Raw genomic sequence first — 27000 nt, 5'->3', positions numbered from 1 at the left:
ATGTTTCCAAGTTCACTGGGTGAAGCGCTGAAATGCATCGAGACCGGCGATTTCGGCATGGCGCTCGATATCCTTACGGACCTGAAGGCGGCCAACCCGAAGGACCCGCAGGTCAATTACTGGCTCGGCATGGTGTTTCTGTCGATGGGCCAGCCTGGAACGGCGATCGACCATCTTCAGGCCGCCGCCAAGGTGGCCAAGAAGGAAGCGCAAGTTTTCGCGACCCTTGCCGATGCCTGCATTGCCGCCTCCCGCCCGGAAGAGGCCCTGCCGCATGCCCGCAAGGCCACAGCGCTCGACCCCAAATCCGAATTCGCACATCGCATCCTCGGTGATGCCTACGCCCGGTCGCGCCGGCCGGTCATGGCCGAACATGCCTATGAAAACGCCCTCAGGCTCAATCCCGCCTCCGCGGGATGCCATCTTGCCCTGTCCCGCTTGAAAATTTCTGTCGGGGACATGGCAGAAGCCGGGCGGCACTTCCGCAAGGCGTTCGAACTCGCCCCGGACGATCCGTCGGTCCTGATCAGTGCGCGGGATATCCCGGAAGAGGACCTCAAGAAGAAGGCCCTGGAGCGCATTGACGCCCTGCTGGGCGACCCGAACACACCGATCCCGCGAACGGACCGCGCCCAGCTTGCCTTCACGGCCGGAAAGATCTGCGATGACGCGGGCGACTACCCGAGGGCCTTCCATTTTCTGGACACCCACCGCTCGAATCTCTACGGCCCCTATGACGCCGCTCGTGAGGAGGCCTTCTTCAACAGGTTTCAGGACGTCTTCACGCCGGATTTCTTTGCAAGCCGCAAGGATTTCGCCCTGTCGAGCGACCGCCCGGTCTTTGTCTTCGGCATGCCCCGCTCGGGCACGAGCCTCGTGGAATCCATCCTCTCCGCCCATCCGAAGACGGCCGGCGCCGGCGAACTGTCCTTCTTCGAGAACCAGGTGACGGCCCTGTGCGGCCCCGAAAGGGACGAAGCCTTTTTCACGGCCGCCTTGAACCTCGGGAAAAAGGATGCCCACAAGATCGGCCGCAAATATCTCGCCGTTCTGGAAACCTATGGCAGGAAAAACGCGCGCGTCGTCGACAAGCTGCCGCAGAATTTCGAACATCTCTGGCTGCTCGCCCTGCTGTTTCCGAAAGCCGCCTTCATCCATGCCAGCCGCAACCCGGCAGACACCTGCGTCTCGATCTACATGACGCCGCTTTCCGAACGGCACACCTACAACCGGTCGCAGGAATCGCTGGCCCATTATTATGGTCTTTACCGCAATCTGATGGCCCACTGGCAGACCGCCTTGCCGGTCGACATAAGGCACCAGTCCTACGAGGCACTCGTGCATGATCCGGACACGGAGCGGCGCGCGCTGGTCGAACATGCCGGACTTCCCTGGGACGACGCCTGCAGCCGGCACGAACGCAACGAAGCCCAGGTGTTCACCTTCAGCATGACCCAGGTCCGCCAGCCGATCTATACCGGCGCTGTCAACCGGTTTGAAAAATACAGGGACCACATTCAGCCGCTTCTGGACGGACTTGCGCAAAGCTGACGGGGCTGCCCGGTTTGCATTGTAGGTCCGGCTTGCTAAAAATCTAACCTGTCCCTACGTCATCCACGCTTTGCATGGACGGCGCAACAGGTCGGAGCAAGTTGTGCAACCAAGCCCACTCGACCAGGCCTTCTCCATGATCGCCGCCGGAAAGCTCAACGAAGCCCATATTCAGCCTCTGCTGACCGCCCTTGGGGACAAGACTGCCTGACCTTCGGCCTAAGACTGACACAGAGCTGCCTGTGCATGCTATGCACTGTGACTTCTTGACGTTTCGAGGGACCCGAAAGGCCGGACATGCTGTTCAGGACAAAACCAAGACCACGCTCCCTGTTCGGGTCGCTCCTTTCCTTGATGGGCTGGTGTGGCAGTCTCGGCGCGATCGGTGTCTCGGCAATGGGCCTTTCCGCGTTTCTCGCGCCGGATTACTGGCTGGCCGACAACATGAGCTTTTTCCTGCGGCAGTTTCTGGCCGCAGGCCTCGCCGGTTGTCTGGGCGGCGCGCTCGGGTTTCTTGTCCATCACCGGCTTCGGCTGGTCTATCGTCTTGTCTGGGGTCTTGCGGTCATTGCCCTGATCGCGCTTGCCGGGCTGACCGGTGCACGCACGATGGCCAACACCAAGCCGCTCGGGCCGCTTGCAGCGGGTGACCGGCCCCTCAAGATCATCTCGATCAATCTCGAGCACCTGTTTCTGGGCGACAAGGTTCTGCAGGCTTTTCTCGAAAAGGAAAAACCAGACGTCGTCGTCCTGCAGGAGGTGCTGTGGTGGCTGCAGGAACGGCGCTGGCAGCGCCTCGGCCTGCCCGTCGGCGGCGCTGGAAAAAACGGCTTCCCGGAATACCTCAAAGTCGGAGACCTCGGTGGCCTTGCGATCTATTCGCGCTTTCCGATCCTGAGTTCGGAAGAACGTGTCATCCAGGGCGAGCTCCCCCCTGGCGCCAATGTCTACTACGACGCCGACAGGGAGCTGCTGTCCCTGACGCTCGACACCGGCAAGGCACCGTTTCATCTCCTGGTGATCCATCCGGACAGTCCGCGCACGGAAGCCCGCTGGCAGAACAAGCGACGCTATTTCGACGAGGTCGACGGCATCCTCGACACGCTGAAAGCGGAAAACGGTGCCAACATGCTGGCGATCGGCGACTGGAACAGCGCTCCCTGGTCGGCCCGGTTCCAGGAAACGCTGGAGAGAAACGGCCTCAAGACCGCTTATCCGGACGGCTGGCCACAAACCACCCGTTTCTTCTACGACTACCGCCTGCACTGGATTTTGGGGGCGCCTGTCGACCAGTTCGCCGTCTCGAAGGACCTGCAGGTGGTCGATGTGTCCCTCGGCCCGGACATCGGTTCCGACCACTTGCCGCTCATCGTCGAGGTCGGTCAGACAAAATCACCCGAAAATTGAATGATTGCCTGTGACTTCAACCGGAAAGTGTTTGAGCCCTCCCCCCGATTTTTGAAGACTGCAGGAACTTCAACGACCGATTCCCGCGACGATCCGCATGGCCAAGCTCTATTTCAACTATTCCTCGATGAACGCCGGCAAGTCGACCGTGCTGCTGCAGGCCGCCTATAACTACAAGGAGCGCGGCATGACCACGCTGCTCCTGATCGCCTCCTTTGACGACCGGGCGGGAAAGGGCAGGATCGCCTCCAGGATCGGACTGGCGGCCGACGCGGACGTGTTCTCGTCCGAGGACAATGTCTACGACCATATCGTGCGGGCCCGGGAAGCCGGCAAGATCGACGCGGTCCTGGTGGACGAGGCCCAGTTCCTGACCGAGACCCAGGTCTGGCAACTGGCGAAGGTTGCCGACGAGCTGCGCATTCCCGTGATGTGCTTCGGCTTGCGCACCGACTTCCAGGGCAAGCTCTTTCCCGGCAGCGCCGCCCTGCTGGCACTGGCCGACAACCTGAAGGAAATCAAGACGATCTGCTGGTGCGGACGCAAGGCCACCATGGTCGCCCGTCTCGACGCCGAGGGGCGGATCGTCGAGGAAGGCGATCAGGTCGTCATCGGCGGCAACGAAACCTATGTTTCCCTGTGCCGCAACCACTGGAGCCGGCGCGCGCTGGGCTAGGTTCGGCAAAAACGAAGCAAGCACTCGTTCACCTGAAGGCGGCGGCAGTTTCGGGGAGCCAGAGCGCAATCTGCGGCACCAGGAACACCAGGGCGACCAGGATCAACTGGGCGATGACGAAAGGCAGAACGCCCAAGTATATCGAACCGAGGCTGACCCGCGGCGCCATCCCTTTGATCACGAAGACATTCATTCCGATCGGCGGCGTGATCAAGCCGAGTTCCGCCACCATGACCACGATGATGCCGAACCAGACGCCATCAAAGCCCAGCCCGGTTACTATCGGAAAAAAAATCGGCACGGTGAGCAGGATCATCGCCAGCGCGTCGAGAAAGCAGCCGAGCACCAGATACATCAAGAGGATGATGGCCATGATCGCCATGGCGTGCATGTCCAGCCCCGACACGAAACTGCCCAATGCGCCGGCAAGGCCGGAAAAAATCGTCAGGTTGTTCAGCGTGATCGCACCGATCAGCACGGTGAAGATCATGGCGCTGGTCTGAACTGTTTCCAGCAGCGATCCGATGATCGTGGACCGGGTGAGCCGCCCACGCAATGCAGCGATGCCAAAAGCGCCCACGGCACCGATACCGGCCGCCTCTGTCGGCGTGAAAACGCCGAGATATATGCCGCCGATCACGATGACAAACAGCAGGACGATCGCCCAGGTGCGGCCCAAAGTCGCGAACTTTTCGCTCCACGAGGTCTTTTCCCCGGCGGGGCCGAGGTCCGGCCGCAGGTGAGTAATCAGCGCGATCACGAGCATGAAACCGAGAACGGTCAGGAGACCGGGCAGCACTCCTGCGATGAACAAATCTCCGATGGAGGTTTCGGTCAGGATGCCGTACAGCACGAGGATCACCGATGGCGGGATCAGGATACCGATCACTCCGCCCGACGCGACGGCGCCGGTGGCCAGGCTATCGGAATATTTATGGCGCTCCATCTCGGGCAAGGCTACGCGCGACATGGTGGCCGCCGTGGCCAGAGACGAGCCGCAGATTGCCGCGAAGGCTCCACAGGCCCCGACGGTCGCGATGGCCAGCCCGCCGCGAAACCGGCCGAGCCAGGCGTTGAAAACGCCATAAAGCTCACGGCTCAGCCCTGAACGCGCGGCCACCGCGCCCATCAGCACAAAGAGTGGCACGATCGAGAGTTCGTAGGTTACAACTGTGGAATAGACCGTGGTCGCAAACAGCGAAACCGCGGCATTTGTGCCGATGAGCGCGGCGGTGCCGCCAAGACCTGCCAGCGCCATCGCGATGCCGATGGGGATCGTCAGGATGAGCATCAGGCCAAGGGCACAGAACGACAGGATGCCGATGGTAATGGGGTCCACGGATCAGCCTTCCTCTTGCCCGGCCGGTGCCCGGAAGAAGTGCACGGCGGCCGCGAGCGCCGCGACGGTGGCGCCGGCGCTCATAAGATAGACAACTGGATAGACTGGCAGGCCCAGGATCTGGGTATAAAGCCCGTCACGCAGGCTCTGCCCGGCCTTGTCCAAGGTCTTCCACGCGATCAGAGCGAAGAAGACGATCGATGTCAGGTCGGCCAGCAGATCCAGCACCTTGCGCAGGCGCGGGGAGACGACCTGGGTCAAGAGGTCGACCCGGATATGCCCGCGGTTATAAGTCGTCAGCGCGAGGCCAAAAGCAATCGACAACCCCATCAGAAGTTCGATCGTCTCGACCGCGAAGGTCAACGGTGAATTGAAGACGTAGCGGCCGATCACGTCGATGACCATCAGCAGGGTCACCCCGACCAGGGCGGCACCCGAGGTGAACGCGAGCCAGTAGCACAAGCGTTTGATATATCTATGCATTACATCGCCCTCGCTTGCCGAACCGCATGCAAAACGGGCGGCGTTGCACGCTGCCCGTTCCGATCAGTCTGACATCAGCTTTTGTATTTCTCGATCGTGGCCTTGAGATCGGTCAGCAGCGCGGCGCCGTCATAGCCCCGCTCATTCGCCAGCTTGACCCAGTCGTCCTCGACGAAGGCCACCTTTTCCGCCCATCTCGCCAGTTCCGCGCCCTCCAGGGCCGAAATCGTGGCGCCATTGTCGATGGCGGCCTGTTTACCGATCGCATCGGCCTCGTCTCCCCAGCTTTTGCCGAGAATCTGCGCCCCCTTAACACCCCCGATCTCGCTCAGCACCTGCTTGTGCTCATCGGGCAGGGCATCCCACTTGGCGCGGTTCATGATTACCGCAAAGAATGTCGTGTAGAGCCCGCCGGGGATCTCGAGGTGATTGTTTACCAGTTCATAAAGCCGGAAGCCCTTGACCGCTTCCCAGGGGAACAGGGCAGCGTCGGCAACGCCCTTCTGCAAGGCCTCATAGGCCTGGCTGGCCGGCATGGCGACAGGCGCCGCTCCTAGCGCTTCGGCGATCCGAACGCCGCCGCCGCCGACACGAACCTTGACGTTCTGCAGGTCTTCGAGAGTGTGGATCGGCTCCTTGGAATGCAGCACACCCGGTCCATGCACGAAGATTGTCAGGACCTTGACGTCCTTGAACTCGGCATCAAACCCGATATTGCGCTCGTACCAATCGAAGGCCGCCATCGAGCCGACTTCGGCGTTGGGAGACAGGAACGGCATCTCGATGCCGCGGGCAACCTCGAACGGGCCGGGCGTATAGGCCGCAACATGATAGGCGAGGTCGGCTGCACCGTCGCGGACGATGTTATATTGCTCCGGCGGCGGCGCGATCGGTGCCGGGTCGATGGCAATCTTCAAACTGCCGTCCGATGCCTTGTCAATCGCGTCAATCCAGCGCGGAAACGCCACCGAGGTCAGATGGTGCGTTGGCGGCAGCCAGGTCCCCATGCGCAGGTTGGAGTTCGCCGCCAGCGCCGCCATCGGCTTGAAGCCGACAACCGATATGCCCGCGGCCGACGCCGCCTTTAAAAATGATCTGCGTTTCAAGTTCCTTCCTCCCTTTTTTGTTTTGGCAAACGAAAGCGCCCTTTGCACGCAAGGCGATAAACATCTCCGTTCACTTCCCTGGGCAACAGCGCGCCGGGTTTGTATTCCGGCTCGTTGCCCCTGAGCATTGCACTTCCATGAAAACGCCCGACATTTACCTATCCGGCGGTCCAGGCGACCGGCATCGTCAACGGTCCACGGAACGCCCAGCCTCCGAAGGTCGTTTCACCGGCAAGGCGAAGATCCTTCAGCCGCGCAAAGATCATCGGCAGCGCAATATCGCCGATCAGGCACCGCGACGCCCACGCCCCGGCGCAGTAATGCGGACCGGCGCCGAAAGCGATTGAGCCGGTCGCATCTCGGGTGATGTCGAACACGTCCGGCCGGGTGAAGACGCTTTCGTCGCGGTTGCCTGCCCCAAACATCAGAAAAACGCGGTCGCCGGGCTCCAGCGCGACGCCGTGCAATTCGTGGTGTTGTGCCACTCTGCGGGGAGACATGCCCACCGGCGAAATCCAGCGGGCATATTCTTCGAAGGCATCCCGCCAGGTCACGTCACCATCGACTACCATCCGCAACTGCTCCGGATGGGTCAAAAGCGCCCAGGTCAGGCCCGAGATAACGTCGCGCGGTTCGTTCTGCCCACCCGAGATCGCGAGTTTCACGTTCGCCCGATACTGCTTTTCGCTCAGACCTGCCTGAAGATGGACCGACAAGAGGGAATGGTCCGGGTTTTCGGTCAACACCGGCACCATCTCGTCGATATATCGGTCGATCGCCGCCGTGCAATCGTTACAACGCGCCTCGACGTCGGGGTTGCCGGCGTAGTTGGCGCATCCGTCCATCATGCCCTGGCTGACACGATCCATCTCGCGCCACGGGATTTGCGTCAGTCCGGTGATCACCTTCAGCGCCTCGGCCGAAATGCGCATGGCGATATCACGAACCATGTCGGCTTCGCCTTTCGGCGCGATATCCTCGAGGATCACTGTGGTCAGCTCCTCGAACATGCCCCGCCAGACCGTCTTGACCGTCTTCGGCGATACGGTTGGAAAGATCGCCTTGCGCTCGGCCATATGGTCGGCGCCGTCCTTGCGCATCATGTTCTGACCCATGAGCTTGGTCATTAGGCCGTCGGGCTGGTCGGACGAGAAGATTTCGATCTTCTTTTCGTTTTCGAAAATATCGTTCCGCCGCGTCATCAGGATCGCCCCCAACTGCGGCACGAACACCGCTGGACTTTTGACGCGCATGCGTTTCAGGTCCGGATAGGGATCATGCCAGAACGCTTCCGGATCAATGTTGTAGACGGGTGCATTGGACATCGGTGCATGCATTCCTGCTCAATTGTTGACATGACAACACGGCACGAGTTGACTTGTCAACGCACGGTCTGTGCAGTATCCGTTGGCATCTCCAGAAAGGTGGCTGATTCATTGTCTGACTCTCCGGAATTGCCCGATGAAATGTTCCTTGTGGACCTCGACGAGACGGAGGCGCCAAGCCATGGAACGACACTCAGTTTTTCCCGCGCGACGACCGTTCTGCTCACCTTCGCCGCAAACCGTTTCACCCGCAAAGCGGCGCAGCATTACCGGAAACAATTCGGCATCGGCGTCATGGACTGGCGCATGTTGGTGATGCTGACCCGCGCGCCCGGTTGCAACGTGGCCCATGCCAGCAAGACAATGGGTATAGACAAGGCGGCCGTGAGCCGAAGCCTGGCACGGCTCGAGAATTCCGGACTGGCTGCCTCCACCGTCAACACGCCCGACGAACGCCGGCGCGACTGGCGCCTCACCAAACGCGGCCACGATCTTCATGACCGCATTCTCAAAGCCTCGCTCAAACAGCAGAAAGCGCTGCTGGAAGGGTTCACGCCCCTGGAGGTCGAGCAGTTCAATGGCTTTCTCAGGTGCTGCCTGAAAAACCTCGATAGCGCGTCTTGATTGACGCCGCCGGTCGGGCAGGCCGCGATGCCAGGCGGCAGGCGACCCGGCTGCCGGTCAACCGGAAGAAGCTGTGTCCGGTGCCGAGCTTCGAAGGCGCGCCCGGCTGGGAGGAGCCGGAGGTTGGGCAGATGTCCGGGTCCGTGGCCAGGCAGCGGGAAAAGGAACACCGCCGGTTCGCTGCTTGGACGGGGACAAGGTGCGCCACAATACATCCGATGCTACCCTCCCGCGTCCCGGGACGTGCGGCCGCCAACGTCCCCGGGCATCCCGAACCGGAGCAGTCCGGCGTGCTCTGAACAGGAGGGAAGAGTTCATGATCCCCGATGTCGTTCGTCCGATTGCCGTTCTTGTCTTGATTTGCGGTCTTGCCGGCAATGTTCTTGCCGGGCCGGCGGAAGATGCGCAAGCCGCCTATGACCGCGGAGACTACGGCGCTGCCGCGGAGTTGTGGAACACCCTCGCCGCGGACGGTGATGCCGAAGCCCAGGTCAAACTCGGCAGGCTCTATTTCGAGGGCAAAGGCGTTCCCAGGGATTTCGGCAAGGTTGCCGAGCTGCTCCGGATGGCAGCCGGTCAGGACGACGTTTCCGCCCTGACGGGGCTTGGCTATCTCTACCAGAAGGGTCTCGGCGTTCCTCAAGACCTCGACAAGGCGCTTGAGCTGACGCGGCAGGCAGCGGACCGGGGAGATGCCAAGGCCCGGCACAATCTCGGAATGATCTACCTGGAAGGTGCCGGCGTCCCGCGCGACGCGGCGCAGGCGGCGGAATGGTTCCGGATGGCCGCCGAGCAGGGCAACGCCACTTCGCAGCGCAATCTCGGCGTACTCTATCTGGAGGGTGACGGCGTATCCCAGGACAATGCCGAAGCCGCCAGGTGGATGCGCATGGCGGCGGATCAAGGCCACCCGCGCGCACTCTATCTCATGGGGCTGTTCCACGAAAAAGGGATCGGCGTCAACCAAGATGCCGCCAGTGCCGCCAATTGGTACCGCAAGGCCGCCGACGCAGGCGATAACCAGGCCCAGAACAATCTGGGGCTCCTCCATGTCAACGGGTCCGGCGTTGCTCAGGACTTTGCGATGGCCGCGGAGCTTTTTTCCAAGGCGGCGGAACAGGGGAACCTGCATGCCCTGAACAACCTCGCGACGCTCTATCGCAACGGCACAGGTGTTCCACAGGACAAGGTCCGGGCCATCGAACTCTACCGCAAGGCGGCCGAACAAGGCGACGCAACGGCCGGGCGCAACCTGAAAAACCTCATCGGCGAAGGCGACGACCCGCAGGCGGCGGACTGAGCCTCCCTCACGCCTGCTCCGGTTGTCCCCGCCAGTCATTGCCCCATATTCCCGACGATCGTGCCGCCCGCGCGGCGTTGGTGCCGTTGCGGAGCGGAAACTTTCAATCGTTGAGGGGACATCCATGCATCTGAAAACTGTACTTGCGACCTCGATGCTGTTCGCGACACCCGCTCTCGCCGGGGACGTCGCCTACGAGGTCGATGGCGAACAGTTCACCGGCTACTTCGCCGAGGCAAGCGATCCGAAGGGCCTCGTCCTGATCGTTCATGACTGGGACGGCATGACCGACTACGAACGCAAGCGCGCGGACATGCTCGCCGAGATGGGATACAACGCCTTCGCTCTCGACATGTTCGGAAACGACACGCCGACCGAGACGGTGGATCACCGGCGGGCCGCGACCGGCGCGCTCTACCAGGACCGCGAGCGCATGCGCGCGCTCTTGCAGGCCGGCATTGCCCAGGCCACGGAACAATCCGGAGACGGGCAGATGGTCGTGATGGGCTACTGCTTCGGCGGCGCGGTAACGCTGGAAATGGCCCGCAGCGACATGGCCGGTCAGGCCAACGGCTATGCCACGTTCCATGGCGGGCTCTCGACACCGGAAGGCCAGTCCTGGGATGGCGATGAACCGCCCCTGCTGGTGCTCCATGGCGGTGCGGACACGTCCATCACGATGGAAGACGTCGCTTCGCTCGCGAACGAGCTTGAGGCAGCGGGCAACACCTATTCGATCGAAGTCTATTCCAAGGCGCCCCACGCCTTCACCGTGTTCGGTTCGAACCGGTACCAGGAGCGTGCGGATACCGCCAGCTGGGATGCCTTTTCCGATTTTCTGGCCGAACGCTTCCCCGGCTGAATCGCATTTTCAATGAAGAAGCCCCGCGGTCGAACGCATCGCGGGGCTTTTCCGTCTGCCCCCTGTGCCTTTGTCACTTCTTTCTTCTGACGCCATCCCCCTTGATGCCCCCCGCCTGCGCTCGTAAAAGGAACAGGAGAAACGGATAGAGGCACCAGATGCTCGGCAAGATTTTCAAATCGCTGTTTTCATCCTCCGGAGACGGTACGAAAAGCGCCTCGAAGGCCGCCCCGATCGATTACAACGGCTTTCAGATCGTCGCGGAACCCCAGCAGAACAACGGCCAGTGGCAGGTGTCCGGCCGGATCGAGAAGCAGGACGGCGAGACGAAAAAGGTGCATACCTTCATTCGCGCGGATACGCTGCCGGAAGAAAGCGCGGCAGCCACCGAGATGATCCGCAAGGCCAAAATGATGATTGACCAGATGGGCGATAGCCTATTCGATTGACACGACCCGCGGAAATGCCTCTCCGTGCGCGTCACGACCTTCAGACGCACGGGGATTTCAGGATTTCCCTGCCCGAGGGCTCGCGCGAAAGACACCAGGCTGTTCCGCCTCTGCCTGCAATCCGAAAGCCGACATGAAACGCAATATTGTTCTGAGCCTGCCCAATCTTCTGACCTATGGGCGTATTCTGGCGGTTCCGGCTGTCGCCTTCTGCTTTTACTTTGAGGGCACCACGCCCCGGTGGATCGCGCTCGGACTGTTCGTCGTCGCCGCGATCACGGATTTTTTCGACGGTTATCTGGCCCGCGCCTGGCAGCAGCAATCCGCACTCGGACGCATGCTCGACCCGATCGCCGACAAGCTGCTCGTCTCGGTGAGCCTGCTGATGCTGGCCGGTGACGGCACCATCGGCGGCTGGTCGATGATCGCGGCGATCATCATCCTGTGCCGCGAGATCCTGGTGTCCGGCCTGCGCGAATTCCTGGCCGAGTTGCAGGTCTCCGTACCGGTCACCCAGCTCGCCAAGTGGAAGACCACCGTGCAGCTGGTCGCCATCGCCTTCCTGCTGGCCGGGCCGGCGGGCGACACGGTGTTCGCCTACACAACGGATATCGGCCTGGTCGCGCTTTGGCTCGCCGCCATCCTGACCCTATATACGGGCTATGACTATTTCCGCGCCGGCATCGGCCACCTGATCACCGAATAGGCCGGCTGTCCGCCGTTGAAACCCCACCACCGGGAGGTCTGATGAACATCCGCTATTTTGCCTGGGTCCGCGAACGGGTCGGTGTCGAGGAAGAGACGATCGAGGTGCCGGCTTCCGTCGCCACCGTCGCAGACCTGATCGCCCATCTGAAATCCCTCGACGACAATCATGCGGCCGCCTTCGAGGAAGAAGACGCCATCCGTGTCGCGCTGGACCAGATGCATGTGGAACCCGACGAAGTGCTGGGCAATGCCCGGGAAGTTGCCTTCTTCCCGCCGATGACAGGCGGCTGACCCATGCCTGTTGCCCCCCATGTTCGCGTCCAGGCGGAGGACTTCAATGCCGAGGCCGAGGCCAGGCGCCTGACCGAAGGGCGCAAGGATGTCGGTGCCCTGGTCAGCTTCACGGGCCTGTGCCGGGACGAGGCCGGAACGCTCGAGGCACTGGAACTGGAACATTATCCGGGCATGGCCGAGGCCGAACTCACCCGGATCGCGGAACAGGCCGCGGACCGCTGGCCCTTGACCGGGCTGACGGTTATCCACCGTTTCGGCAAGATCCGTCCGGGAGAGGACATCGTGCTTGTCGTCGCCGCCTCGGCGCACCGCAGGGCGGCATTCGAGGCTGCCGATTTCCTGATGGACTACCTGAAAACCCGGGCTCCCTTCTGGAAAAAGGAGCACCTGGCCCAGGGGGGCACGGCCACCTGGGTCGAAGCCAAGGCCGATGACGACAAGGATGCCGCACGCTGGACCTGAGCCGCGCAAGCCTTTAGACTGGCACCATTGCGGCGCCTTGGCCGACCAGCTTTCCCTTCCTTGACTTTTGCGGCTCCACCATAGCCGTGCCTTCGAATTGGTCCGACCCCGTGAAACACGATAGCGATTCCCCCGACGCCGCCGCCCAGCCGGCCGCGAGCCAGACGCGTTCCGGCGACTCAAGCGAAGTCCTGCGCGAACCCGGCATCCCCTTTGCGGAATTTGTCACCATCATCGCCATGATCATGGCGCTCAACGCCATGGCGATCGACGTGATGCTGCCGGCGCTGCCGGCCATCGGCGACGCGCTCGACATCATCGAGGAGAACAACCGCCAGCTGATCCTGCTGTCCTATCTGGTCGGTTTCGGCGGCGCGCAACTTTTCTTCGGCCCCGTGACCGACGCGCTGGGGCGGCGCAGCATTCTTGTCGGCGGGCTCGCGCTTTACAGCCTGGCGAGCATCGGCGCCATTTTCGCCATGGACCTGGAAACGCTGCTGATCGCCCGGGTCCTGCAGGGCATCGGCTGTGCCGCCGCCCGCGTCTCCGCGCTCTCCATCGTCAGGGACTGTTACACCGGGCGGCGCATGGGCAAGGTCATGTCGCTGGTGATGATGGTGTTCATGGCCGTTCCCGTCGTCGCGCCGTCCATCGGCCAGGCGCTCCTGCTGATTGCAGGCTGGCACTGGATATTCGCACTTCTGCTGTTTTCCGGATTGACCATGATGATCTGGTCGGCCGTGCGCATGCCGGAAACCCTGGTCATCGAAAAACGGCGGCCCATGGTGCTGTCGACCATCACCAGCGCCTACTGGACGGCGGTGACCACGCGCGTCAGCCTGGGCTACATGGTCGGCACCGCCTTCATCTTCGGAGGCCTGTTTTCCTTCCTGGCCATGTCGCAACAGATCTTCGTCGACATTTTCGGTCTCGGAACCCTGTTTCCGATCGTTTTCGCCGCCATTGCCATCACCATGGCGATCGCTTCCTTCACCAATGCCCAACTGGTGGAAGCCATCGGCATGCGCCGGCTGTCACACGGCGCCGCGGTGATCTACACCGGCCTCGGAATTCTGGTCTGGTTGCTGTCCGCGCTCGATATGGAAAACTTCTGGGTGTTCATGGTCCTGGCGACCCTGATCATGACCAGCTTCGGCTTCCTCGGCGCGAACTTCAACGCCATGGCCATGGAACCGCTCGGGGCCATTGCCGGCACGGCCTCCTCCGTCATCGGCACGGTCTCGACGCTCGGCGGCGCGATCCTCGGTTACGTCATGGGCCAGCTCTTCGACGGAACCACCCAGCCGCTCGGCCTCGCCTACACGGTGTATGGCCTCGCGGCCATCGGCTGCATTCTCTATGCCGAGCGCGGTCGCATGTTCCATGCGCTCCACGACAAGCCGTCCCATGAATGACCAAAAGACGGGCCGTGGCCCGTCTTCCTTTTTTACGAACTTGCCTCCCTCACCCGACCTCGATCCCGATCTTGCCGACAAAGCCCTTTTCCAGGAATGCTTCCTGCGCCTTGCGCAGATCCTTGAGCGGGTAGGTCGCGGAAACAACCGGCCGGATCTCGCCCGCCTCGATGTAGCCGACCAGGTCGGTGAAGATGGTGTCCGGCTGATAGGTACTGCCCAGAAGCGTCAGGTCGCGCAGGTAGAGCGTACGCAGGTCGAGTTCGACGATCGGGCCGGCAATCGCACCGGAAGTCACGTAGCGGCACCGGTCGACCAGGGCCTCGATCAGGTCGCCCCAGCGCGCACCGCCCACCAGGTCGAGCACCACATCGAAGCGGCGCTCGGGATACGCTTCGTCCCTGACCAGCGTTTCGTCGGCGCCCAGCGCTTTCAGCTCAGGCGCCTTGGACGCGCTGGTCACCGCCGTTACATGCGCCCCGCGCCGTTTGGCCAGCTGGATCGCGGCGGACCCGACCCCGCCTGAGGCTCCGGTGATCAGAACGCGTTCGGCTCCGACGCCCGCACGCTGGATCATGCCTTCGGCTGTTGAAAACGCGCAGGGAAACGTCGCCAGCTCGACATCGCTCAGTTTCGAGTTCACGGCAATCGCGTCCTGCGACCCGATCTTCGTATATTCGGCGAAGCCACCGTCACACTCGGATCCGAAGGTCCATACCTCGAAATCGTCGCCGCCCGTTTTCCTGGTTTGCATCGTCCGCACAAGGACCCGCTCGCCGATACGGGCCTCCGGAACGCCCTCCCCGACAGCAACAATCTCGCCGCAACAATCCGCCCCCTGAATGCGCGGGAAGCTCAGCGGCTTGCCGGACCAGCTTCCGTCAACGCCGTTTCCGGGCTCATGGCCGCCAACGGCCGCCGAGGCCGTGTCGCCGCGCACGGTCTTGGAATACCAGCCGGTGCGGGTGTTGACATCCGTGTTGTTCACCGAAGCGGCTCCGACCCTGATCAGCACCTCGCCCGGCCCAGGCCTTGGCACGGCCAGATCGTCCCGCCACGCCAGCCTGTCCAGTCCGCCGTGGCCGGTCAGCACCATGCCGCACATCTCGTCGGGAAATGTCATCTCGCCCTCATGTAGAATGATCATTCTACCCACTCATGTAGAACGATCATTCTACATGAGCAAGCATTCCGACCACGGCGACCGGAATAGCAGCTGATTGACGGCGGGCTTCCTAAGGAATAGCGACCCGGACGCGAGACAAAAAAAGGCGGGCCTGAGCCCGCCTTTGTACTTAACTCGAGACTTGCCGAATGGCTTATCCGGCAGCGGCCTGCAAAGCAGGCGCGTCCGGCCGCACCGCGGCGTCATAGTCTTCCATCAGGGTCTTGATGATCTCGCCGACCTCGTAGCTGTTGCCCGCAATCTCGGAGACCGGCGTGACTTCCGCCGCCGTTCCGGTGACGAAGCACTGCTCGAAATCGCCAAGTTCCTCCGGCTGGATCACCCGTTCGATCACCTCGATGCCGCGGTCGCGGGCAAGGCCGATCACCGTGCGGCGGGTGATCCCGTCCAGAAAACAGTCCGGGGTCGGCGTGTGGATCTTGCCGTCCCGGACGAAGAACACGTTGGCACCGGTGGCCTCTGCCACCTGGCCGCGCCAGTCCAGCATCAGGGCATCGGTATAGCCCCTGGATTCCGCTGCGTGTTTGGAAATGGTGCAGATCATGTAGAGGCCGGCAGCCTTGGCCTTGTAGGGCGCCGTTTTCGGATCCGGCCGGCGGTATTCCGCAAGATCGAGGCGAATGCCCTTCAACCGTTCTTCCGGCTTGAAATAGCTCGGCCACTCCCAGGCTGCGATCGCAAGATGAATGGTGTTTTTCTGCGCTGAAATTCCCATCATCTCGCTGCCGCGCCAGGCGACCGGGCGGATATAGGCGTCGGTCAGGTTCATGCGCGCCAGCGTTTCCTCCTTGGCGGCGTTGATCTGTTCCGCCGTCCAGGGAATCTCGAAGCCCAGCATCCGGCCTGAAGCCAGGAGGCGGTCGGTATGTTCTTCCGACTTGAAAATGCGCCCGCCATAGGCCCGTTCGCCTTCGAAGACGCTGCTGCCGTAATGCAGTCCGTGGCTCAGGACATGCAGTTTCGCTTCCGACCAGGGCACGAAGGTACCATCGTACCAGATATCACCACTGAGCTGGTCAAAAGGCGTTCCAGCCATTTTTCTTCTCCCGCGCTCCTTGAGCGCTTATCGTTTTCAGATCTACAGAGGCGAATATCGCCAAAGACTTGCGTCTTTTTTCACCGCTGTATTTTTTGCACAGCACGCCAACTATCGGTATCCTGATGACCGCGACGAACCTGATCGGATTCGTTTATCATCTGATGCGTTAAAATGCACCTGATGGACCGATCATTTCGTTCACGACCATATAGAAGTAACAATCGACCAGAATTAAGTCAATATGACTGACATAAATTTCAAACCGGCGCCGTCTCCTTTCAAGCGGAACACGGCCGACACCGGACCGGAGCGGACAACGGAGGATCGCGACGCGGCCCTGCCCTATGATCTGATCGAACTCCTGTTTTTTGCCTACCGCGACTTCACGCGCGACCCGGACGACGTCCTCGCTGAATATGAGTTCGGCCGGGCCCACCACCGCGTGCTTCATTTCGTGGAGCGAAATCCGGGGATCATGGTTACCGACCTGCTCGGAATTCTGCGCATCACCAAGCAAAGCCTTGGCCGTGTCCTGAAACAGCTCGTCGATGCCGGTGTCATCGAGCAGCGCGAAGGTCACCACGACCGGCGCCAGCGGCTGCTTTACACCACGGAACAGGGACACGCGCTCGCTGTGGATCTGGCACGCCTGCAGCAAAAACGCCTTGAACGCGCCCTAATTGGGTTGCCAGATGGCAGCGACGAGATTATCCGCAGGTTTCTTCTGCAAATGATCGACCCGGAAATGCGGCCCGAAATCGTTCAATTGCTCCGCAGTTCCTTTGATCTGAAGGATTGAGACCCGCGCGGCCGGACAAGGACAGATTTGACGCGATGAACGCCCAGGTGCCTGACGACAACGCCAACCACATTCTTCTCGTGGACGACGACAAGCGGATCAGGGATCTTCTTTCAAGGCTCCTGAAAGACAACGGCTACAGGGTCAGTACGGCAGCCAACGCGGCCGATGCCCGTACCTGCCTTACCGGACTGGAGTTCGACCTGCTCATCCTGGACGTCATGATGCCGGGCGAGACGGGTCTGCAGCTCGCCGCCTCGCTGCGGCAGACGTCGGAAGTGCCCATCCTGATGCTCACGGCGCGCTCCGAGGCTCCGGACCGGATTGCCGGGCTGGAGGCAGGGGTCGACGATTACCTCTCCAAACCTTTCGAACCACGCGAGCTGATGTTGCGCATCGCCGCCATCTTGCGCAGAGGCAACCAGCAGCCTGTGCTGGCAAGCGAGGAAATCCGCTTTGGTCCGTTCTGTTTCAACGCCTCGCGGGGCGAATTGAAAAACGGCGACAGCATGGTTCGCCTGACCGATCGCGAAAAGCAGATCCTCGCCATTTTCGCCGAGCAGCCCGGGGCAACCGTGCCCCGTCACAAGATCGTCGGTGACGACAGCGGCCTCGGCGAACGAACCGTGGATGTCCAGATCAACCGTCTCAGGCGGAAGATCGAAACGGATCCGGGAAATCCGATCTACCTTCAAACAGTCCGCGGTATCGGCTACAGGCTCGCATGCGACTGACCGGCCCCCGAAAGGCGGATTTCGAAGCCTTTTCCGAAAGGCATGGCCTGTCGGCCAGGTTGAAAGCGCTTGCCGGACCGGTCAAACCGCTCACCCACGTCTACAAGGCCGTCTCCAGGATCATGTACAGGGTGATGCCGAAAGGCCTGTTCACCCGCACATTCCTGATCATCGTCGCTCCGATCGTGATCCTTCAGTCGGTGCTGGTGTTCGTGTTCATGGAGCGGCACTACCAGCTGGTCTCGCAGCGCATGTCGGAGGCCGTGGTCCGCGAGATTGCCGCCGTCGTCTACGTCCTTGAGAACTACCCGCACGACGACGAATACACCCGGGTCGAGGAGCTTGCCTCGCGGGCGCTCGGCATGTCCATGACCATCATGCCGCTCGAGCCGCTTCCACCACCGGCCCCAAAGCCCTTTTTCGATGTCATTGACCAGGAACTGAGCAAGGCGATCAGCCAGAAGATCGGCAAACCGTTCTGGATCGACACGGTCGGCCGGTCCCGCTTCGTGGAGATCCGCATCCAGCTGGAGGATTCGATCCTGCGGATCTTCACCCGGCGCAGCCAGACCTATGCCTCAAATTCGCACATTTTCCTGGTCTGGATGTTTTCGACCTCCGCGGTACTGGTGATCATCGCGCTGTTGTTCCTGCGCAACCAGATCCGGCCGATCGTGCGCCTCGCCAATGCGGCCGAAGCCTTCGGCAGGGGCCGCCCGGTCGAGAACTTCCGGGCCAGCGGGGCCCGCGAAGTTCGCCGGGCCAGCCTGGCCTTTATCGACATGCGCCGCCGCATCGAGCGCCAGATCGAACAGCGCACGACCATGCTCGCCGGGGTCAGCCATGACCTTCGCACCATTCTCACCCGCCTGAGGCTGCAGCTCACGTTTCTTGCAGAGACGCCGGAACGCGAAGCCATGCGCAAGGACGTGGACGAAATGAGCCACATGCTGGAAGACTACCTTGCCTTTGCCAGCGGCGACGGTGACGAGGACATCCAGCAGACCGACATGGCCCTGCTTCTGGAAGAGCTGGAGGAAGAAGCTGAGATTTCCGGCCATGACCTCAAGACCCGCTATGACGGTCCGCCCGAGATCGAGCTGAAACGGCTGTCGATGAAACGCTGCCTGTCCAACCTGATCACCAATGGTTTCAAATACGGCAGCAGCGTTGAACTTGCCGGCACGCTTAAGAGCGGCGATTGGCTGGAGATCACGGTGGACGATGACGGCCCCGGGATTCCGGAAGACCAGCGCGAACTCGCCTTCCGCGCCTTCCATCGGCTGGATCTTGCCCGGAACATGGACGAATCCGGCAGCGGCCTCGGCCTCGCCATCGCCCGCGACATCGCCCGTGGCCATGGCGGCGATCTATACCTGGAAGACAGTCCTCTCGGCGGCCTCAGGGCCCGGATCCGGATCCCGGCCTGACCCGCGGGGCCGGAAGTGTGAGGCAAACCGAAGGGACGTCCCGACACTCCAACGACCGCCGTCGGCTCATCGCGCGCTTGACGCCTGAATGCAGAACATCGCGTGTCAGAAGCCTCAGGTCCCTTTGACAGGGCCACAGGTGCAGGACCGATGGTGCCCGGCGCAGATCATTCCAGAGAAATCAACATGTTGGGTCCGGGGAGTCCTCACATCAGGGACTGCGACGCCGTTTTCACATTTCGTGTGGCGGCATCGATTTGCGCCGTGGCGGAGGATATCGACTGCATATTTGTCGTGATCATTTCCACACCCTGCGCCGCAGACTGCATGTTGGACGAAATGTCGTTGGTGACAGCCGTCTGCTCTTCCACGGCGGATGCGATGCTCGAAGCAATGTCACCGATATTGTTGATCACGGCCATGATGGATTCGATCGCCTTGACGGCCTGTCCGGTCGTTTCCTGCATCGTGCCAATCTGGCTGGAGATTTCTTCGGTTGCCTTGCTGGTTTGAGACGCCAGGTTTTTCACCTCGGACGCAACCACGGCGAACCCCTTGCCGGCCTCTCCTGCTCTCGCAGCTTCAATCGTGGCGTTCAAGGCCAGCAAATTGGTCTGGTCCGCGATGCCGTCGATCAGCTCTATCACCGAGCCGATCGTCTTTGCATCCTCCGAGAGACCCGACATGATTTTGCCTGAGCGTTCAGCTTCACCGACCGCGTCCTGGGAAACGCCAAGCGCCGTTTGCACCTGTCGACTGATTTCCTGAATGGACGCCACCAGTTCTTCCGCGGCCGCGGCAACCGTCTGAACGCTTGAGGAGGTTTGTTCCGACGCCGATGCGGAGTTGGTGGCCTGTTGTGTCGCATTGGAAATCGCGTCTGCGATTTCCGTGAGGTCCTTGTCGATACGTTGCTGCACTTCCAGCCGGCGTTGGCGCTCCCTGACCTGTTCGGTTCTGTCTGTCGCGAACTTCACAACCTTGAAGGGGCGGCCGGAGGCATCCAGGATCGGATTGTATGTCGCCTGAATCCAGACCTCCCTCCCGCCTTTGCCTACGCGTTTGAATTCGTCGGACTGGAACTTGCCGGCCGCAAGGTCGTCCCAGAAGCGGCGGTACTCCTGGCTGGTCTTGTATTCCGGCTCGACGAACATGCTGTGGTGCTTCCCGACAACTTCTTCACGCGTATAGCCCATCGCGGAAAGGAAATTTTCGTTTGCGTCCAGGATGGTCCCGTCGAGGTCAAAATGAATGACCGCCTGGGACTTGTTGATCGCGTCCAGCTGGCCTTCAAAGTCGGCGTTGCGTTTCTTCTGCTCGGTTATATCGGTGGCGATCTTGACCACCTTTATGACCTTGCCGGCGGAATTGAGCACCGGATTGTAGGACGCCTGGATCCAGACCTCCTGCCCCCCCTTGCCCAAACGCAGGAATTCCGCCGCCTGAAACTTACCGGCGTTCAGGTCCCTCCAGAAATGCCTGTATTCATCGCTGTCTGCATATTCCGGATCCACGAACATCCGGTGATGCTTGCCTTGGACTTCGTCCAGGTCATATCCCATTGCATTGAGGAAATTTTCGTTTGCCGACAGAATCGTTCCGTCGGGTTTGAATTCGATCATTGCCTGGGAACGGCTAAAAGCGTCCAAGGTGGCCTGGCGAGAGTTGTTCACGATCTGGAACATTCCTAATTCCCTCAAAATATGCGACTTTTAATAAGTTACGCCACGTGATGTTAAGGGAAAATTACTTTAGGTGAAGATTTTAAGTATAAACGATATATTATTCATTGCGCACATCATATTTACACTCACCCCCCCTAAGGGGAAACCCTAAAATGTAAGTATTAAAAGGAAACCATCACCACGAACGCAATTTGAAGTTGTGATATCCGTATCGATACTTACATTACATCATCTGATTGGCGACTTGGCGTAAATTGTCAAATTTTCTACATAAAACAACAAGTTAAAAGCATTCGCCGTTAACGTTTCGTTGTTGAATGGCGCCTCTACGGTCGACCGTTTCAAACAATTCGATTTGCTGGAAACTTCCAACGGCAACGAAAGCGATTGAGGGGCCGTCTCAACGCTTGCTTGGCGGTTCGGAGGGGTACTCCGGGTCAAGGACCCCCTCCCGGCTTTGTCCTGACAGGCGACAAGGTATCAGACGAGAGGGCCGTTCCCGCTCACCTGGAAATCCGGCATCACAAACCCCGGCTGAACTTGGTTGACAAAGGCTACGTTGGCGATGCCGCGCGTCAAATCAGCCTGCTGGCTGACATCTGTCGTGCCGTTCGGCCGAAGTCAAACCGCAGGGATGCAATTCCAAGCGACCTCGGGCCCCAGAAAGACCGGATCCGTGTCGAGAAGATGTTCAACAAGGTGAACCAGCTCCGCGGGATCGCCACAGGTACGACAAAACCAAAGCATCTGTTGCGGCTTTCCCGTATCTGGCGGCCCCATGCGGGTGGTTGCACGACCTTGTCAGTATAGCCTAGTAGAGCCGTCCGCCGATGGGCACGTCCTTGTCCGGTGTCAGCAGCACGACTTCACCGTCGTCATCGGGCACACCCAGCGTCAGCACCTCGGACATCACCGGGCCGATCTGGCGCGGCGGAAAATTGACGACCGCCATCACCAGCTTCCCGACCAGGGTCTCCGGCGTGTAGTGTCTGGTGATCTGTGCGGATGTCTTCTTGATGCCGATATCCGGTCCGAAATCGATTTTCATCTTGTAGGCCGGCTTGCGCGCCTCGGGAAATTCCTCGGCCTCGACGACTTTGCCGACCCGTACATCCACTTTCAGGAAATCGTCAAAACTGATCTGATCGCTCACGGAAACATCCTCTTGTTTGGCGAGCGACAATGGCCGGTCGGATCAGGCGGCGCAAGCTGCGACCGGGAGGCTGAGCGGAAATGACGGACGAGTGTGGCAATCACGCACCCGCGGGTGCTTCATCTTCATATCCTGCATCTGCATCGTGCTCCCCGCGCCGATCCTTCCAGCGCTTTCCGCCGCGAGAAGCCTTTTTCAGGAACGAGCGCACCCCCTTGGCAATTCCTTCGACGCCTTTCAGGCGCTTCATGAAATCCGATCCCTTGTCCAGTTCCCTGTCGAGCCGCGCCATGGTGCGCGGCATGCCTTCGTCTTCCTCGTCGAGCCAGACGCCGACGACACGGCCGAAGGCAATCGCCAGTCCCTGGGCGACGATCGTCGCCTTGACGCCGGAGACGTCGATCCCGGCTGCAATCAGCATCCATTTCTGGGATCGGACCTCAAGGCTGTTGAGGTCGAGCGCAAGGGCGGGATCACCCGCCGCGGCCCGGTGCAGGGCGCGCACGGCCTCCTTGTGCCCGGCAAGGGCGTCGATGCGGGTCATCAGGATATCGAACAGGCGGTCGCGCGGTGGCTGGTCGCCCATGTCCTCGTCGCGCTCGTCGAGCACGGCGGTGTCGATCTTTTCCAGAAAGGCCGCCACCAGCTTCAGCTTCGAGCTGTAGGCGCTGCGCATGTCCGAAAGCTTGACCTTGGCGGTCTCCGCGATCAGTGGCAGCGAAACATCCTCGTAGGGGTGGTCGGCAAGCAGATCCAGAAAGGTCTGCAGGATCTTCTGCTTGGTTTTCGCGGTTGCCATATCCGGGTCTCCAACCTGTTGAACACCCTCAACATAGGAGCCCGTTCACGCGGCGGAAAGGGGGACTTTCCGCCGCAGACCCCGGTTTGGCGTCTATTCGGCCAGTTCGCGGGCCCGTTTGACCGCCGCCGCGACGGCCTCGGTCATGACCGGCTGAAGACCCTCGGCATGCATGAGGACATCGAGTGCCGCGGCCGTGGTACCGTTGGGGCTGGTCACGTTCTGCCGGAGCGTGGCCGGGTGTTCCCCCGACTGGTGCATCAGTTCGCCGGCGCCGCACACCGTGGCAACCGCCAATTCGTGCGCCAGCTCCTCGGGAAGTCCGGCCGCCCGGCCCGCTTCGCTGAGCGCTTCGGCCATGTAGAACACATAGGCAGGGCCGGAACCGCTGACCCCGGTCACCAGGTCGATCTGGTCTTCGCTGTCAAGCCACACCACCTTGCCGACGGACGACAGCAGACTGCCGACTTCCTGCCTCTGCTCCGCAGTGACCTGCCGGGTCGGGAAGACCGCGGTGATCCCGCGCTTGACCATGGCCGGCGTGTTCGGCATGCAGCGGCACACCGGCACCTCGCCGAAATAGTCATGAAACTTGGCAACAGGCGTGCCGGCGGCAACCGACATGACCAGAGTGTCCGGCGCGACCACCGGTTTCAGACCCGGCAGAACCGCATCCATCATCTGGGGTTTCACCGCCACCAGCACGATCGCGGGCCGCAGATCCCCGGGGACCGAGGTCACATGTCGGATACCGTAGCGTTTCAAAAGGGCGTCCATCTCTTCGGACAGACGCGGATCACTGACCACGATGGCGGCGGGATCAATCCCTTCCGCCATCCAGCCCGACAGCATGGCCCCGCCCATCTTGCCGGCTCCGACAAGAAGGAAGGGACGCTCCTTGGAAAATATCATGCTTCTCCTGCGGTTTCGAACAAGGCCGTACTCAACGCCTCGGAGGCCGAATGGCCCGCCCAGACGACGAATTGGAAGGCTTGATAGAAACGTTCGCAGTTTTCAAGGGCATTTGTGAGCATGGCCTCGATTTGTGCGGAAGAGGCTTCCGCACCGCCCGTCAAAAGCAGGGACTGGCGGAACATGACCACGTTTTCCTTGCTCCACAGGTCGAAGTGGCCCATCCAGAGCTGCTCGTTGACCAGGGCCAGCAGGCGCAGAACTTCCGTCTTGCGCAATTCGGTGACCTTGAGGTCGAAGGCACAGGCCAGATGGAGAGCCTCGACCTCTTCCATCCAGGAGAAGGACACGTGATAGTCGCACCAGCTTCCTTCAAGGGAGATGGTGATCTCGTCCTCGTCCGACCGTTCAAAGGTCCAGTCGTTCAAGGCAGCGACAGTCTCGATTGTATCGACGGGATTGCCAGGTCGCTCGAACTCGATCTCGATGAGGCTCATGTGCCTACTCCCCTTTCGAGCCGGGGGCCGAATACCCGATCAGGATAACCGGGCGGGCCGCCGGGAAATGTCCCATGCCGGAGGAGCAACACGCACCTTTGATGGCCCTTTCGCGAACCGGTTCCGTCTTGCTCCGACGAATCCCTGTTAACTTCGAGTATAGGAGCAGGAATGATTTAAGGGATACATACCAGCCCCTCCGCAAAAGCCGAAACTTGTGGACGACTCAGCAAGAAAATTAGCCAATCTGCTCAAAAACACTGCAATTCAGCCACGTTTAAACGTCGCATTTCTGTCATCAACAATTAACAGAAATTGCTCACAACAGCGTCACCCGGCTGGTTCAGGCGTCTCCGGCAGCTTCCGAACCCGGATTTTCCAGTTTCTCGAGGCGCGATTCGAGGTCGTCGATCCTGTCGAGCGCACGCACGGCCATCTCTTTCACGGCCTCGTGCTCCTCACGGGACACCACATCCATCTCGGACAGGAAGCGCTCCGCCTGGGCGCGGAAAGCTGTTTCGACCTCGCGGCGGGCACCCTGGGCAACACCGGCGGCGTCGGTCATCAGCTTGGCAAAATCATCGAGAAGACGGTTCGGGCCTTGGGTCATCGGACCCTCCTTGATCGGAAACAGAAACGGATCAAAGACAGGTATGGGGGATTGGCGGCAACTTCAAGAACCAATTCCGCCGCACCCTGCGTGCCGATCCGCCTGCTTGACGGGGGCGGCAAGATCCGCCAAGCGTTGCGCGGGTCTGTCGTCCCGTGTCCGCGCTCGCTCTAGAAGGTTCCATCGTGCTCCCCCTTTCGGTTTTGCCGTTTCCGTCCATTGAACCGGAGATCTTCGTTCTCGGGCCGTATGACCTGAACGGGTTCGTTCTGGGCCCCTTCGCGCTGCGCTGGTACGCCCTTGCCTATATCGTCGGCATCCTGCTGGCCTGGCGCTACATGCTCCGGCTGGTGCGCAATGACCGGCTCTGGGGAGGGTCGGCCCGGCCGACACAGCTCGACATCGACGACTTCGTGCTCTGGGGTACGCTCGGCATCATCCTGGGCGGCCGGCTCGGCTATGTCCTGTTCTACAATCCGGCCTTCTACCTGGCCAATCCGGCGGAGGCCCTGGCCATCTGGGACGGCGGCATGTCGTTCCATGGCGGCTTCACCGGAACCGTCATCGCCATGGTCCTGTTCGCCTGGAAACGCGGACTGTCCGTCTGGACCCTGTTCGATCTCGCCGGCTGCGCCGCCCCGATCGGCCTGTTCTTCGGCCGGATCGCCAATTTCATCAATTCCGAACTCTGGGGCCGCCCCAGCGACGTGCCCTGGGCGGTGATCTTTCCGAATGGCGGACCGGAGCCGCGCCATCCGAGCCAGCTCTACGAGGCCGCCCTGGAAGGCATCCTCCTGTTCTTGGTGCTGCGCCTGCTCAGCCACCGGTTCGCGCTGCTGCAGAAGCGCGGCTTTCTGGCCGGCGCGTTCGCCTTCGGCTATGGCATCGCGCGCTCCATCGCCGAGTTCTACCGGGTGCCGGACGCCCATATCGGCTATCTGAGCGGCTTTCTGACAATGGGCATTCTGCTGTCCCTGCCGATGATCCTGGCCGGGCTCGCCGCCATGATCTGGTCGGCCCGCCGCCCCGTGGAGACGGGAACGGCGTGACCGGGCTGAAGGACAGGATCAAGGCGCGCATCGCCGCGCAGGGGCCGCTCACGGTGGCCGAATACATGGCCACCTGCCTGGGCGATCCCGACGAGGGCTATTACACGACACGCGACCCCTTCGGAGAGAAGGGCGATTTCATCACTGCCCCGGAAGTCAGCCAGATGTTCGGCGAACTGGTCGGCGCCGCGTGCCTGTCGGCCTGGGAAGCGCTCGGCCGACCGGAACGGTTCGAGCTGGTCGAACTCGGTCCCGGGCGCGGCACGCTGATGGCCGATCTCCTGCGCGTCGCGGCACTGCGCCCGGCCTTTGTCGACGCCGCCCGGCTCAACCTGGTCGAAACCAGCCCGCACCTGAGACAGGTCCAGACCGAGACGCTGCAGGCATCCCCCCTCAAGCCGCATTTTTGCGAACGTTTCGCAGACGTGCCCGACGGTCCCATGATATTGGTCGCCAACGAGTTCTTCGATGCGCTGCCGATTCACCAGTTCATGCGCACGCCGGAAGGCTGGCGGGAACGATGCATCGGACTGTCGGCGGAAGGTCACCTGACCTTCGGGGCAGGCACGGCCCGCCTGCCGGAGGCCGCGATTCCCGCCTCGATCGCGTCTGCACCTGCGGGAGCGATTTGTGAAACCCAACCCGCGGCCAACGCCATTGCCGAAGACATCGGCCGGCGGATCGCGGATCACGGCGGCGCGGCCCTGATCATCGACTACGGCTACCTGAAGACCGCGCCCGGCGACACGCTGCAGGCGCTTTACAGGCACGCTTTCGACCCCGTGCTGGCGCATCCGGGCGACGCCGATCTCACCGCCCATGTCAATTTCGAGGCCTTAGCGGCAGCGGCGGTGTCGGCGGGCGCCACCGCCCTTCCCCCGTTGACCCAGGGCGACTTTCTGCTGCGGTCAGGCCTGCTGGAACGGGCCGGCGCGCTCGGCGCGGGCAAGTCCCACGGCGAACAGGAAGCGATCCGCGACGCCGTCGAACGGCTCGCCGCCCCGGACCGGATGGGAGATCTCTTCAAGGTCCTGGCCCTGACAAGTTCTGGATTAGCGTTTCCACCGTTTGACAGCGCGCGCTGAACCCCCAAGGATCAGTCGCCG

General features: G+C 61.4%; 28 protein-coding genes. 16 read left to right on the top strand and 12 right to left on the bottom strand.

What is annotated here, in order from left to right:
• The 3 genes from O6760_RS15685 to O6760_RS15675 all read left to right on the top strand — a co-directional run bounded on the left by O6760_RS15685 (nt 1) and on the right by O6760_RS15675 (nt 3634).
• Nucleotides 1-1551, top strand: coding sequence for a tetratricopeptide repeat-containing sulfotransferase family protein (locus O6760_RS15685; protein WP_269580651.1), 1551 nt, complete (start codon nt 1-3; stop codon nt 1549-1551).
• 297 nt (nt 1552-1848) lie between these two features.
• The gene (locus O6760_RS15680; RefSeq protein ID WP_269580650.1) at nt 1849-2958 is read left to right on the top strand and encodes an endonuclease/exonuclease/phosphatase family protein; all 1110 of its coding nucleotides are present in this window, start codon (nt 1849-1851) and stop codon (nt 2956-2958) included.
• 97 nt (nt 2959-3055) lie between these two features.
• On the top strand, nt 3056-3634 hold the full coding sequence (locus tag O6760_RS15675) for a thymidine kinase (protein ID WP_269580649.1): 579 nt from the start codon (nt 3056-3058) through the stop codon (nt 3632-3634).
• 28 nt (nt 3635-3662) lie between these two features.
• On the opposite strand, the gene O6760_RS15670 is transcribed toward O6760_RS15675, so the two are convergent.
• The 4 genes from O6760_RS15670 to O6760_RS15655 all read right to left on the bottom strand — a co-directional run bounded on the left by O6760_RS15670 (nt 3663) and on the right by O6760_RS15655 (nt 7887).
• Nucleotides 3663-4925, bottom strand: a complete 1263-nt coding sequence (locus tag O6760_RS15670; protein WP_269580648.1) for a TRAP transporter large permease — start codon at nt 4923-4925, stop codon at nt 3663-3665.
• Between the two features lie 51 nt (nt 4926-4976).
• Nucleotides 4977-5456, bottom strand: a complete 480-nt coding sequence (locus O6760_RS15665; protein ID WP_269580647.1) for a TRAP transporter small permease — start codon at nt 5454-5456, stop codon at nt 4977-4979.
• Nucleotides 5457-5530: 74 nt separating this feature from the next.
• Nucleotides 5531-6562 carry a TRAP transporter substrate-binding protein gene (locus tag O6760_RS15660; RefSeq protein ID WP_269580646.1) on the bottom strand — a complete coding sequence of 344 codons (1032 nt, stop codon included), beginning with the start codon at nt 6560-6562 and terminating at the stop codon, nt 5531-5533.
• A 158-nt stretch (nt 6563-6720) separates the two neighbouring features.
• The gene (locus O6760_RS15655) at nt 6721-7887 is read right to left on the bottom strand and encodes a cytochrome P450 (protein ID WP_269580645.1); all 1167 of its coding nucleotides are present in this window, start codon (nt 7885-7887) and stop codon (nt 6721-6723) included.
• Between the two features lie 141 nt (nt 7888-8028).
• Between O6760_RS15655 and O6760_RS15650 the strand changes: the two genes are divergently transcribed.
• From O6760_RS15650 to O6760_RS15615, 8 genes are all read left to right on the top strand, one after another.
• Nucleotides 8029-8511, top strand: coding sequence for a MarR family winged helix-turn-helix transcriptional regulator (locus tag O6760_RS15650; RefSeq protein WP_269580644.1), 483 nt, complete (start codon nt 8029-8031; stop codon nt 8509-8511).
• A gap of 316 nt (nt 8512-8827) precedes the next feature.
• Nucleotides 8828-9811 carry a tetratricopeptide repeat protein gene (locus O6760_RS15645; RefSeq protein WP_269580643.1) on the top strand — a complete coding sequence of 328 codons (984 nt, stop codon included), beginning with the start codon at nt 8828-8830 and terminating at the stop codon, nt 9809-9811.
• 124 nt (nt 9812-9935) lie between these two features.
• Nucleotides 9936-10673, top strand: a complete 738-nt coding sequence (locus O6760_RS15640; RefSeq protein ID WP_269580642.1) for a dienelactone hydrolase family protein — start codon at nt 9936-9938, stop codon at nt 10671-10673.
• A gap of 158 nt (nt 10674-10831) precedes the next feature.
• A complete protein-coding gene (locus tag O6760_RS15635) occupies nt 10832-11122 on the top strand; it encodes an HlyU family transcriptional regulator (RefSeq protein WP_269580641.1) in 291 nt (96 codons plus the stop codon).
• A 133-nt stretch (nt 11123-11255) separates the two neighbouring features.
• Nucleotides 11256-11828: a CDP-diacylglycerol--glycerol-3-phosphate 3-phosphatidyltransferase gene (gene pgsA / locus O6760_RS15630; protein WP_269580640.1), complete on the top strand. Its 573-nt coding sequence runs from the start codon at nt 11256-11258 to the stop codon at nt 11826-11828.
• A gap of 41 nt (nt 11829-11869) precedes the next feature.
• The gene (moaD, locus tag O6760_RS15625; RefSeq protein WP_269580639.1) at nt 11870-12121 is read left to right on the top strand and encodes a molybdopterin converting factor subunit 1; all 252 of its coding nucleotides are present in this window, start codon (nt 11870-11872) and stop codon (nt 12119-12121) included.
• A 3-nt stretch (nt 12122-12124) separates the two neighbouring features.
• Complete coding sequence (locus O6760_RS15620) at nt 12125-12586, top strand: molybdenum cofactor biosynthesis protein MoaE (protein WP_269580638.1); 462 nt, start codon at nt 12125-12127, stop codon at nt 12584-12586.
• Between the two features lie 110 nt (nt 12587-12696).
• Nucleotides 12697-14001, top strand: coding sequence for a multidrug effflux MFS transporter (locus O6760_RS15615; protein ID WP_442969797.1), 1305 nt, complete (start codon nt 12697-12699; stop codon nt 13999-14001).
• A gap of 49 nt (nt 14002-14050) precedes the next feature.
• On the opposite strand, the gene O6760_RS15610 is transcribed toward O6760_RS15615, so the two are convergent.
• Nucleotides 14051-15148: an alcohol dehydrogenase family protein gene (locus tag O6760_RS15610; RefSeq protein WP_269580637.1), complete on the bottom strand. Its 1098-nt coding sequence runs from the start codon at nt 15146-15148 to the stop codon at nt 14051-14053.
• Between the two features lie 172 nt (nt 15149-15320).
• Nucleotides 15321-16223, bottom strand: a complete 903-nt coding sequence (locus tag O6760_RS15605) for a branched-chain amino acid aminotransferase (RefSeq protein WP_269580636.1) — start codon at nt 16221-16223, stop codon at nt 15321-15323.
• 244 nt (nt 16224-16467) lie between these two features.
• On the opposite strand from O6760_RS15605, the gene O6760_RS15600 reads away from it, so the two are divergent.
• The 3 genes from O6760_RS15600 to O6760_RS15590 are packed head-to-tail and all read left to right on the top strand — an operon-like array spanning nt 16468 to nt 19189.
• Nucleotides 16468-17025 (top strand): MarR family winged helix-turn-helix transcriptional regulator, encoded by a 558-nt coding sequence (locus O6760_RS15600; protein ID WP_269580635.1) that lies wholly within the window; start codon nt 16468-16470, stop codon nt 17023-17025.
• Between the two features lie 35 nt (nt 17026-17060).
• Nucleotides 17061-17759, top strand: coding sequence for a response regulator (locus O6760_RS15595; protein ID WP_269580634.1), 699 nt, complete (start codon nt 17061-17063; stop codon nt 17757-17759).
• Nucleotides 17750-19189 (top strand): ATP-binding protein, encoded by a 1440-nt coding sequence (locus tag O6760_RS15590; protein WP_442969796.1) that lies wholly within the window; start codon nt 17750-17752, stop codon nt 19187-19189. Before O6760_RS15595 ends, O6760_RS15590 begins: the two co-directional genes overlap by 10 nt.
• A gap of 206 nt (nt 19190-19395) precedes the next feature.
• Here O6760_RS15590 and O6760_RS15585 read toward each other — a convergent pair whose 3' ends face one another.
• The 6 genes from O6760_RS15585 to O6760_RS15560 form a co-directional block, all read right to left on the bottom strand.
• Nucleotides 19396-20874, bottom strand: coding sequence for a methyl-accepting chemotaxis protein (locus O6760_RS15585; protein WP_269580633.1), 1479 nt, complete (start codon nt 20872-20874; stop codon nt 19396-19398).
• 811 nt (nt 20875-21685) lie between these two features.
• Nucleotides 21686-22027: a tRNA-binding protein gene (locus O6760_RS15580; RefSeq protein WP_269580632.1), complete on the bottom strand. Its 342-nt coding sequence runs from the start codon at nt 22025-22027 to the stop codon at nt 21686-21688.
• A gap of 100 nt (nt 22028-22127) precedes the next feature.
• A complete protein-coding gene (locus tag O6760_RS15575) occupies nt 22128-22826 on the bottom strand; it encodes a TetR/AcrR family transcriptional regulator (protein ID WP_269580631.1) in 699 nt (232 codons plus the stop codon).
• Nucleotides 22827-22919: 93 nt separating this feature from the next.
• Nucleotides 22920-23738, bottom strand: a complete 819-nt coding sequence (gene proC / locus O6760_RS15570; protein ID WP_269580630.1) for a pyrroline-5-carboxylate reductase — start codon at nt 23736-23738, stop codon at nt 22920-22922.
• The gene (locus O6760_RS15565; RefSeq protein WP_269580629.1) at nt 23735-24235 is read right to left on the bottom strand and encodes a YbjN domain-containing protein; all 501 of its coding nucleotides are present in this window, start codon (nt 24233-24235) and stop codon (nt 23735-23737) included. Before O6760_RS15565 ends, proC begins: the two co-directional genes overlap by 4 nt.
• A 343-nt stretch (nt 24236-24578) precedes the next feature.
• Entirely contained in the window at nt 24579-24845 is a 267-nt protein-coding gene (locus O6760_RS15560) for an accessory factor UbiK family protein (RefSeq protein ID WP_269580628.1), read from the bottom strand.
• A 185-nt stretch (nt 24846-25030) separates the two neighbouring features.
• Here O6760_RS15560 and lgt point away from each other — a divergent pair, with 185 nt between their 5' ends.
• Both lgt and O6760_RS15550 read left to right on the top strand, forming a co-directional pair.
• The gene (lgt, locus tag O6760_RS15555) at nt 25031-25894 is read left to right on the top strand and encodes a prolipoprotein diacylglyceryl transferase (RefSeq protein ID WP_442969795.1); all 864 of its coding nucleotides are present in this window, start codon (nt 25031-25033) and stop codon (nt 25892-25894) included.
• Complete coding sequence (locus tag O6760_RS15550) at nt 25891-26979, top strand: class I SAM-dependent methyltransferase (RefSeq protein WP_269580627.1); 1089 nt, start codon at nt 25891-25893, stop codon at nt 26977-26979. The genes lgt and O6760_RS15550 overlap by 4 nt, the downstream gene beginning before the upstream one ends.
• Nucleotides 26980-27000: the final 21 nt, after the last annotated feature.

It is taken from the genome of Roseibium sp. Sym1, assembly GCF_027359675.1.
In the GTDB taxonomy this organism is placed as follows: domain Bacteria; phylum Pseudomonadota; class Alphaproteobacteria; order Rhizobiales; family Stappiaceae; genus Roseibium.
Note: the sequence above shows the minus strand (reverse complement) of the source record. Positions and strands in the feature narration are given on the sequence as shown.

Bases quoted from the DNA above. Each gene is read 5' to 3' on its own strand.
- O6760_RS15680 (WP_269580650.1), top strand. From the start codon at position 1,849: ATGCTGTTCAGGACAAAACCAAGACCACGCTCCCTGTTCGGGTCGCTC.
- pgsA (WP_269580640.1), top strand. From the start codon at position 11,256: ATGAAACGCAATATTGTTCTGAGCCTGCCCAATCTTCTGACCTATGGG.
- O6760_RS15670 (WP_269580648.1), bottom strand. From the start codon at position 4,925: ATGCTCATCCTGACGATCCCCATCGGCATCGCGATGGCGCTGGCAGGT.
- O6760_RS15610 (WP_269580637.1), bottom strand. From the start codon at position 15,148: ATGATCATTCTACATGAGGGCGAGATGACATTTCCCGACGAGATGTGC.
- O6760_RS15655 (WP_269580645.1), bottom strand. From the start codon at position 7,887: ATGTCCAATGCACCCGTCTACAACATTGATCCGGAAGCGTTCTGGCAT.
- O6760_RS15620 (WP_269580638.1), top strand. From the start codon at position 12,125: ATGCCTGTTGCCCCCCATGTTCGCGTCCAGGCGGAGGACTTCAATGCC.
- O6760_RS15675 (WP_269580649.1), top strand. From the start codon at position 3,056: ATGGCCAAGCTCTATTTCAACTATTCCTCGATGAACGCCGGCAAGTCG.
- O6760_RS15560 (WP_269580628.1), bottom strand. From the start codon at position 24,845: ATGACCCAAGGCCCGAACCGTCTTCTCGATGATTTTGCCAAGCTGATG.
- O6760_RS15605 (WP_269580636.1), bottom strand. From the start codon at position 16,223: ATGGCTGGAACGCCTTTTGACCAGCTCAGTGGTGATATCTGGTACGAT.
- O6760_RS15585 (WP_269580633.1), bottom strand. From the start codon at position 20,874: ATGTTCCAGATCGTGAACAACTCTCGCCAGGCCACCTTGGACGCTTTT.
- O6760_RS15650 (WP_269580644.1), top strand. From the start codon at position 8,029: ATGTTCCTTGTGGACCTCGACGAGACGGAGGCGCCAAGCCATGGAACG.
- O6760_RS15590 (WP_442969796.1), top strand. From the start codon at position 17,750: ATGCGACTGACCGGCCCCCGAAAGGCGGATTTCGAAGCCTTTTCCGAA.
- O6760_RS15565 (WP_269580629.1), bottom strand. From the start codon at position 24,235: ATGAGCCTCATCGAGATCGAGTTCGAGCGACCTGGCAATCCCGTCGAT.
- O6760_RS15595 (WP_269580634.1), top strand. From the start codon at position 17,061: ATGAACGCCCAGGTGCCTGACGACAACGCCAACCACATTCTTCTCGTG.
- proC (WP_269580630.1), bottom strand. From the start codon at position 23,738: ATGATATTTTCCAAGGAGCGTCCCTTCCTTCTTGTCGGAGCCGGCAAG.
- O6760_RS15640 (WP_269580642.1), top strand. From the start codon at position 9,936: ATGCATCTGAAAACTGTACTTGCGACCTCGATGCTGTTCGCGACACCC.
- O6760_RS15685 (WP_269580651.1), top strand. From the start codon at position 1: ATGTTTCCAAGTTCACTGGGTGAAGCGCTGAAATGCATCGAGACCGGC.
- O6760_RS15575 (WP_269580631.1), bottom strand. From the start codon at position 22,826: ATGGCAACCGCGAAAACCAAGCAGAAGATCCTGCAGACCTTTCTGGAT.
- O6760_RS15665 (WP_269580647.1), bottom strand. From the start codon at position 5,456: ATGCATAGATATATCAAACGCTTGTGCTACTGGCTCGCGTTCACCTCG.
- O6760_RS15635 (WP_269580641.1), top strand. From the start codon at position 10,832: ATGCTCGGCAAGATTTTCAAATCGCTGTTTTCATCCTCCGGAGACGGT.
- moaD (WP_269580639.1), top strand. From the start codon at position 11,870: ATGAACATCCGCTATTTTGCCTGGGTCCGCGAACGGGTCGGTGTCGAG.
- O6760_RS15645 (WP_269580643.1), top strand. From the start codon at position 8,828: ATGATCCCCGATGTCGTTCGTCCGATTGCCGTTCTTGTCTTGATTTGC.
- O6760_RS15600 (WP_269580635.1), top strand. From the start codon at position 16,468: ATGACTGACATAAATTTCAAACCGGCGCCGTCTCCTTTCAAGCGGAAC.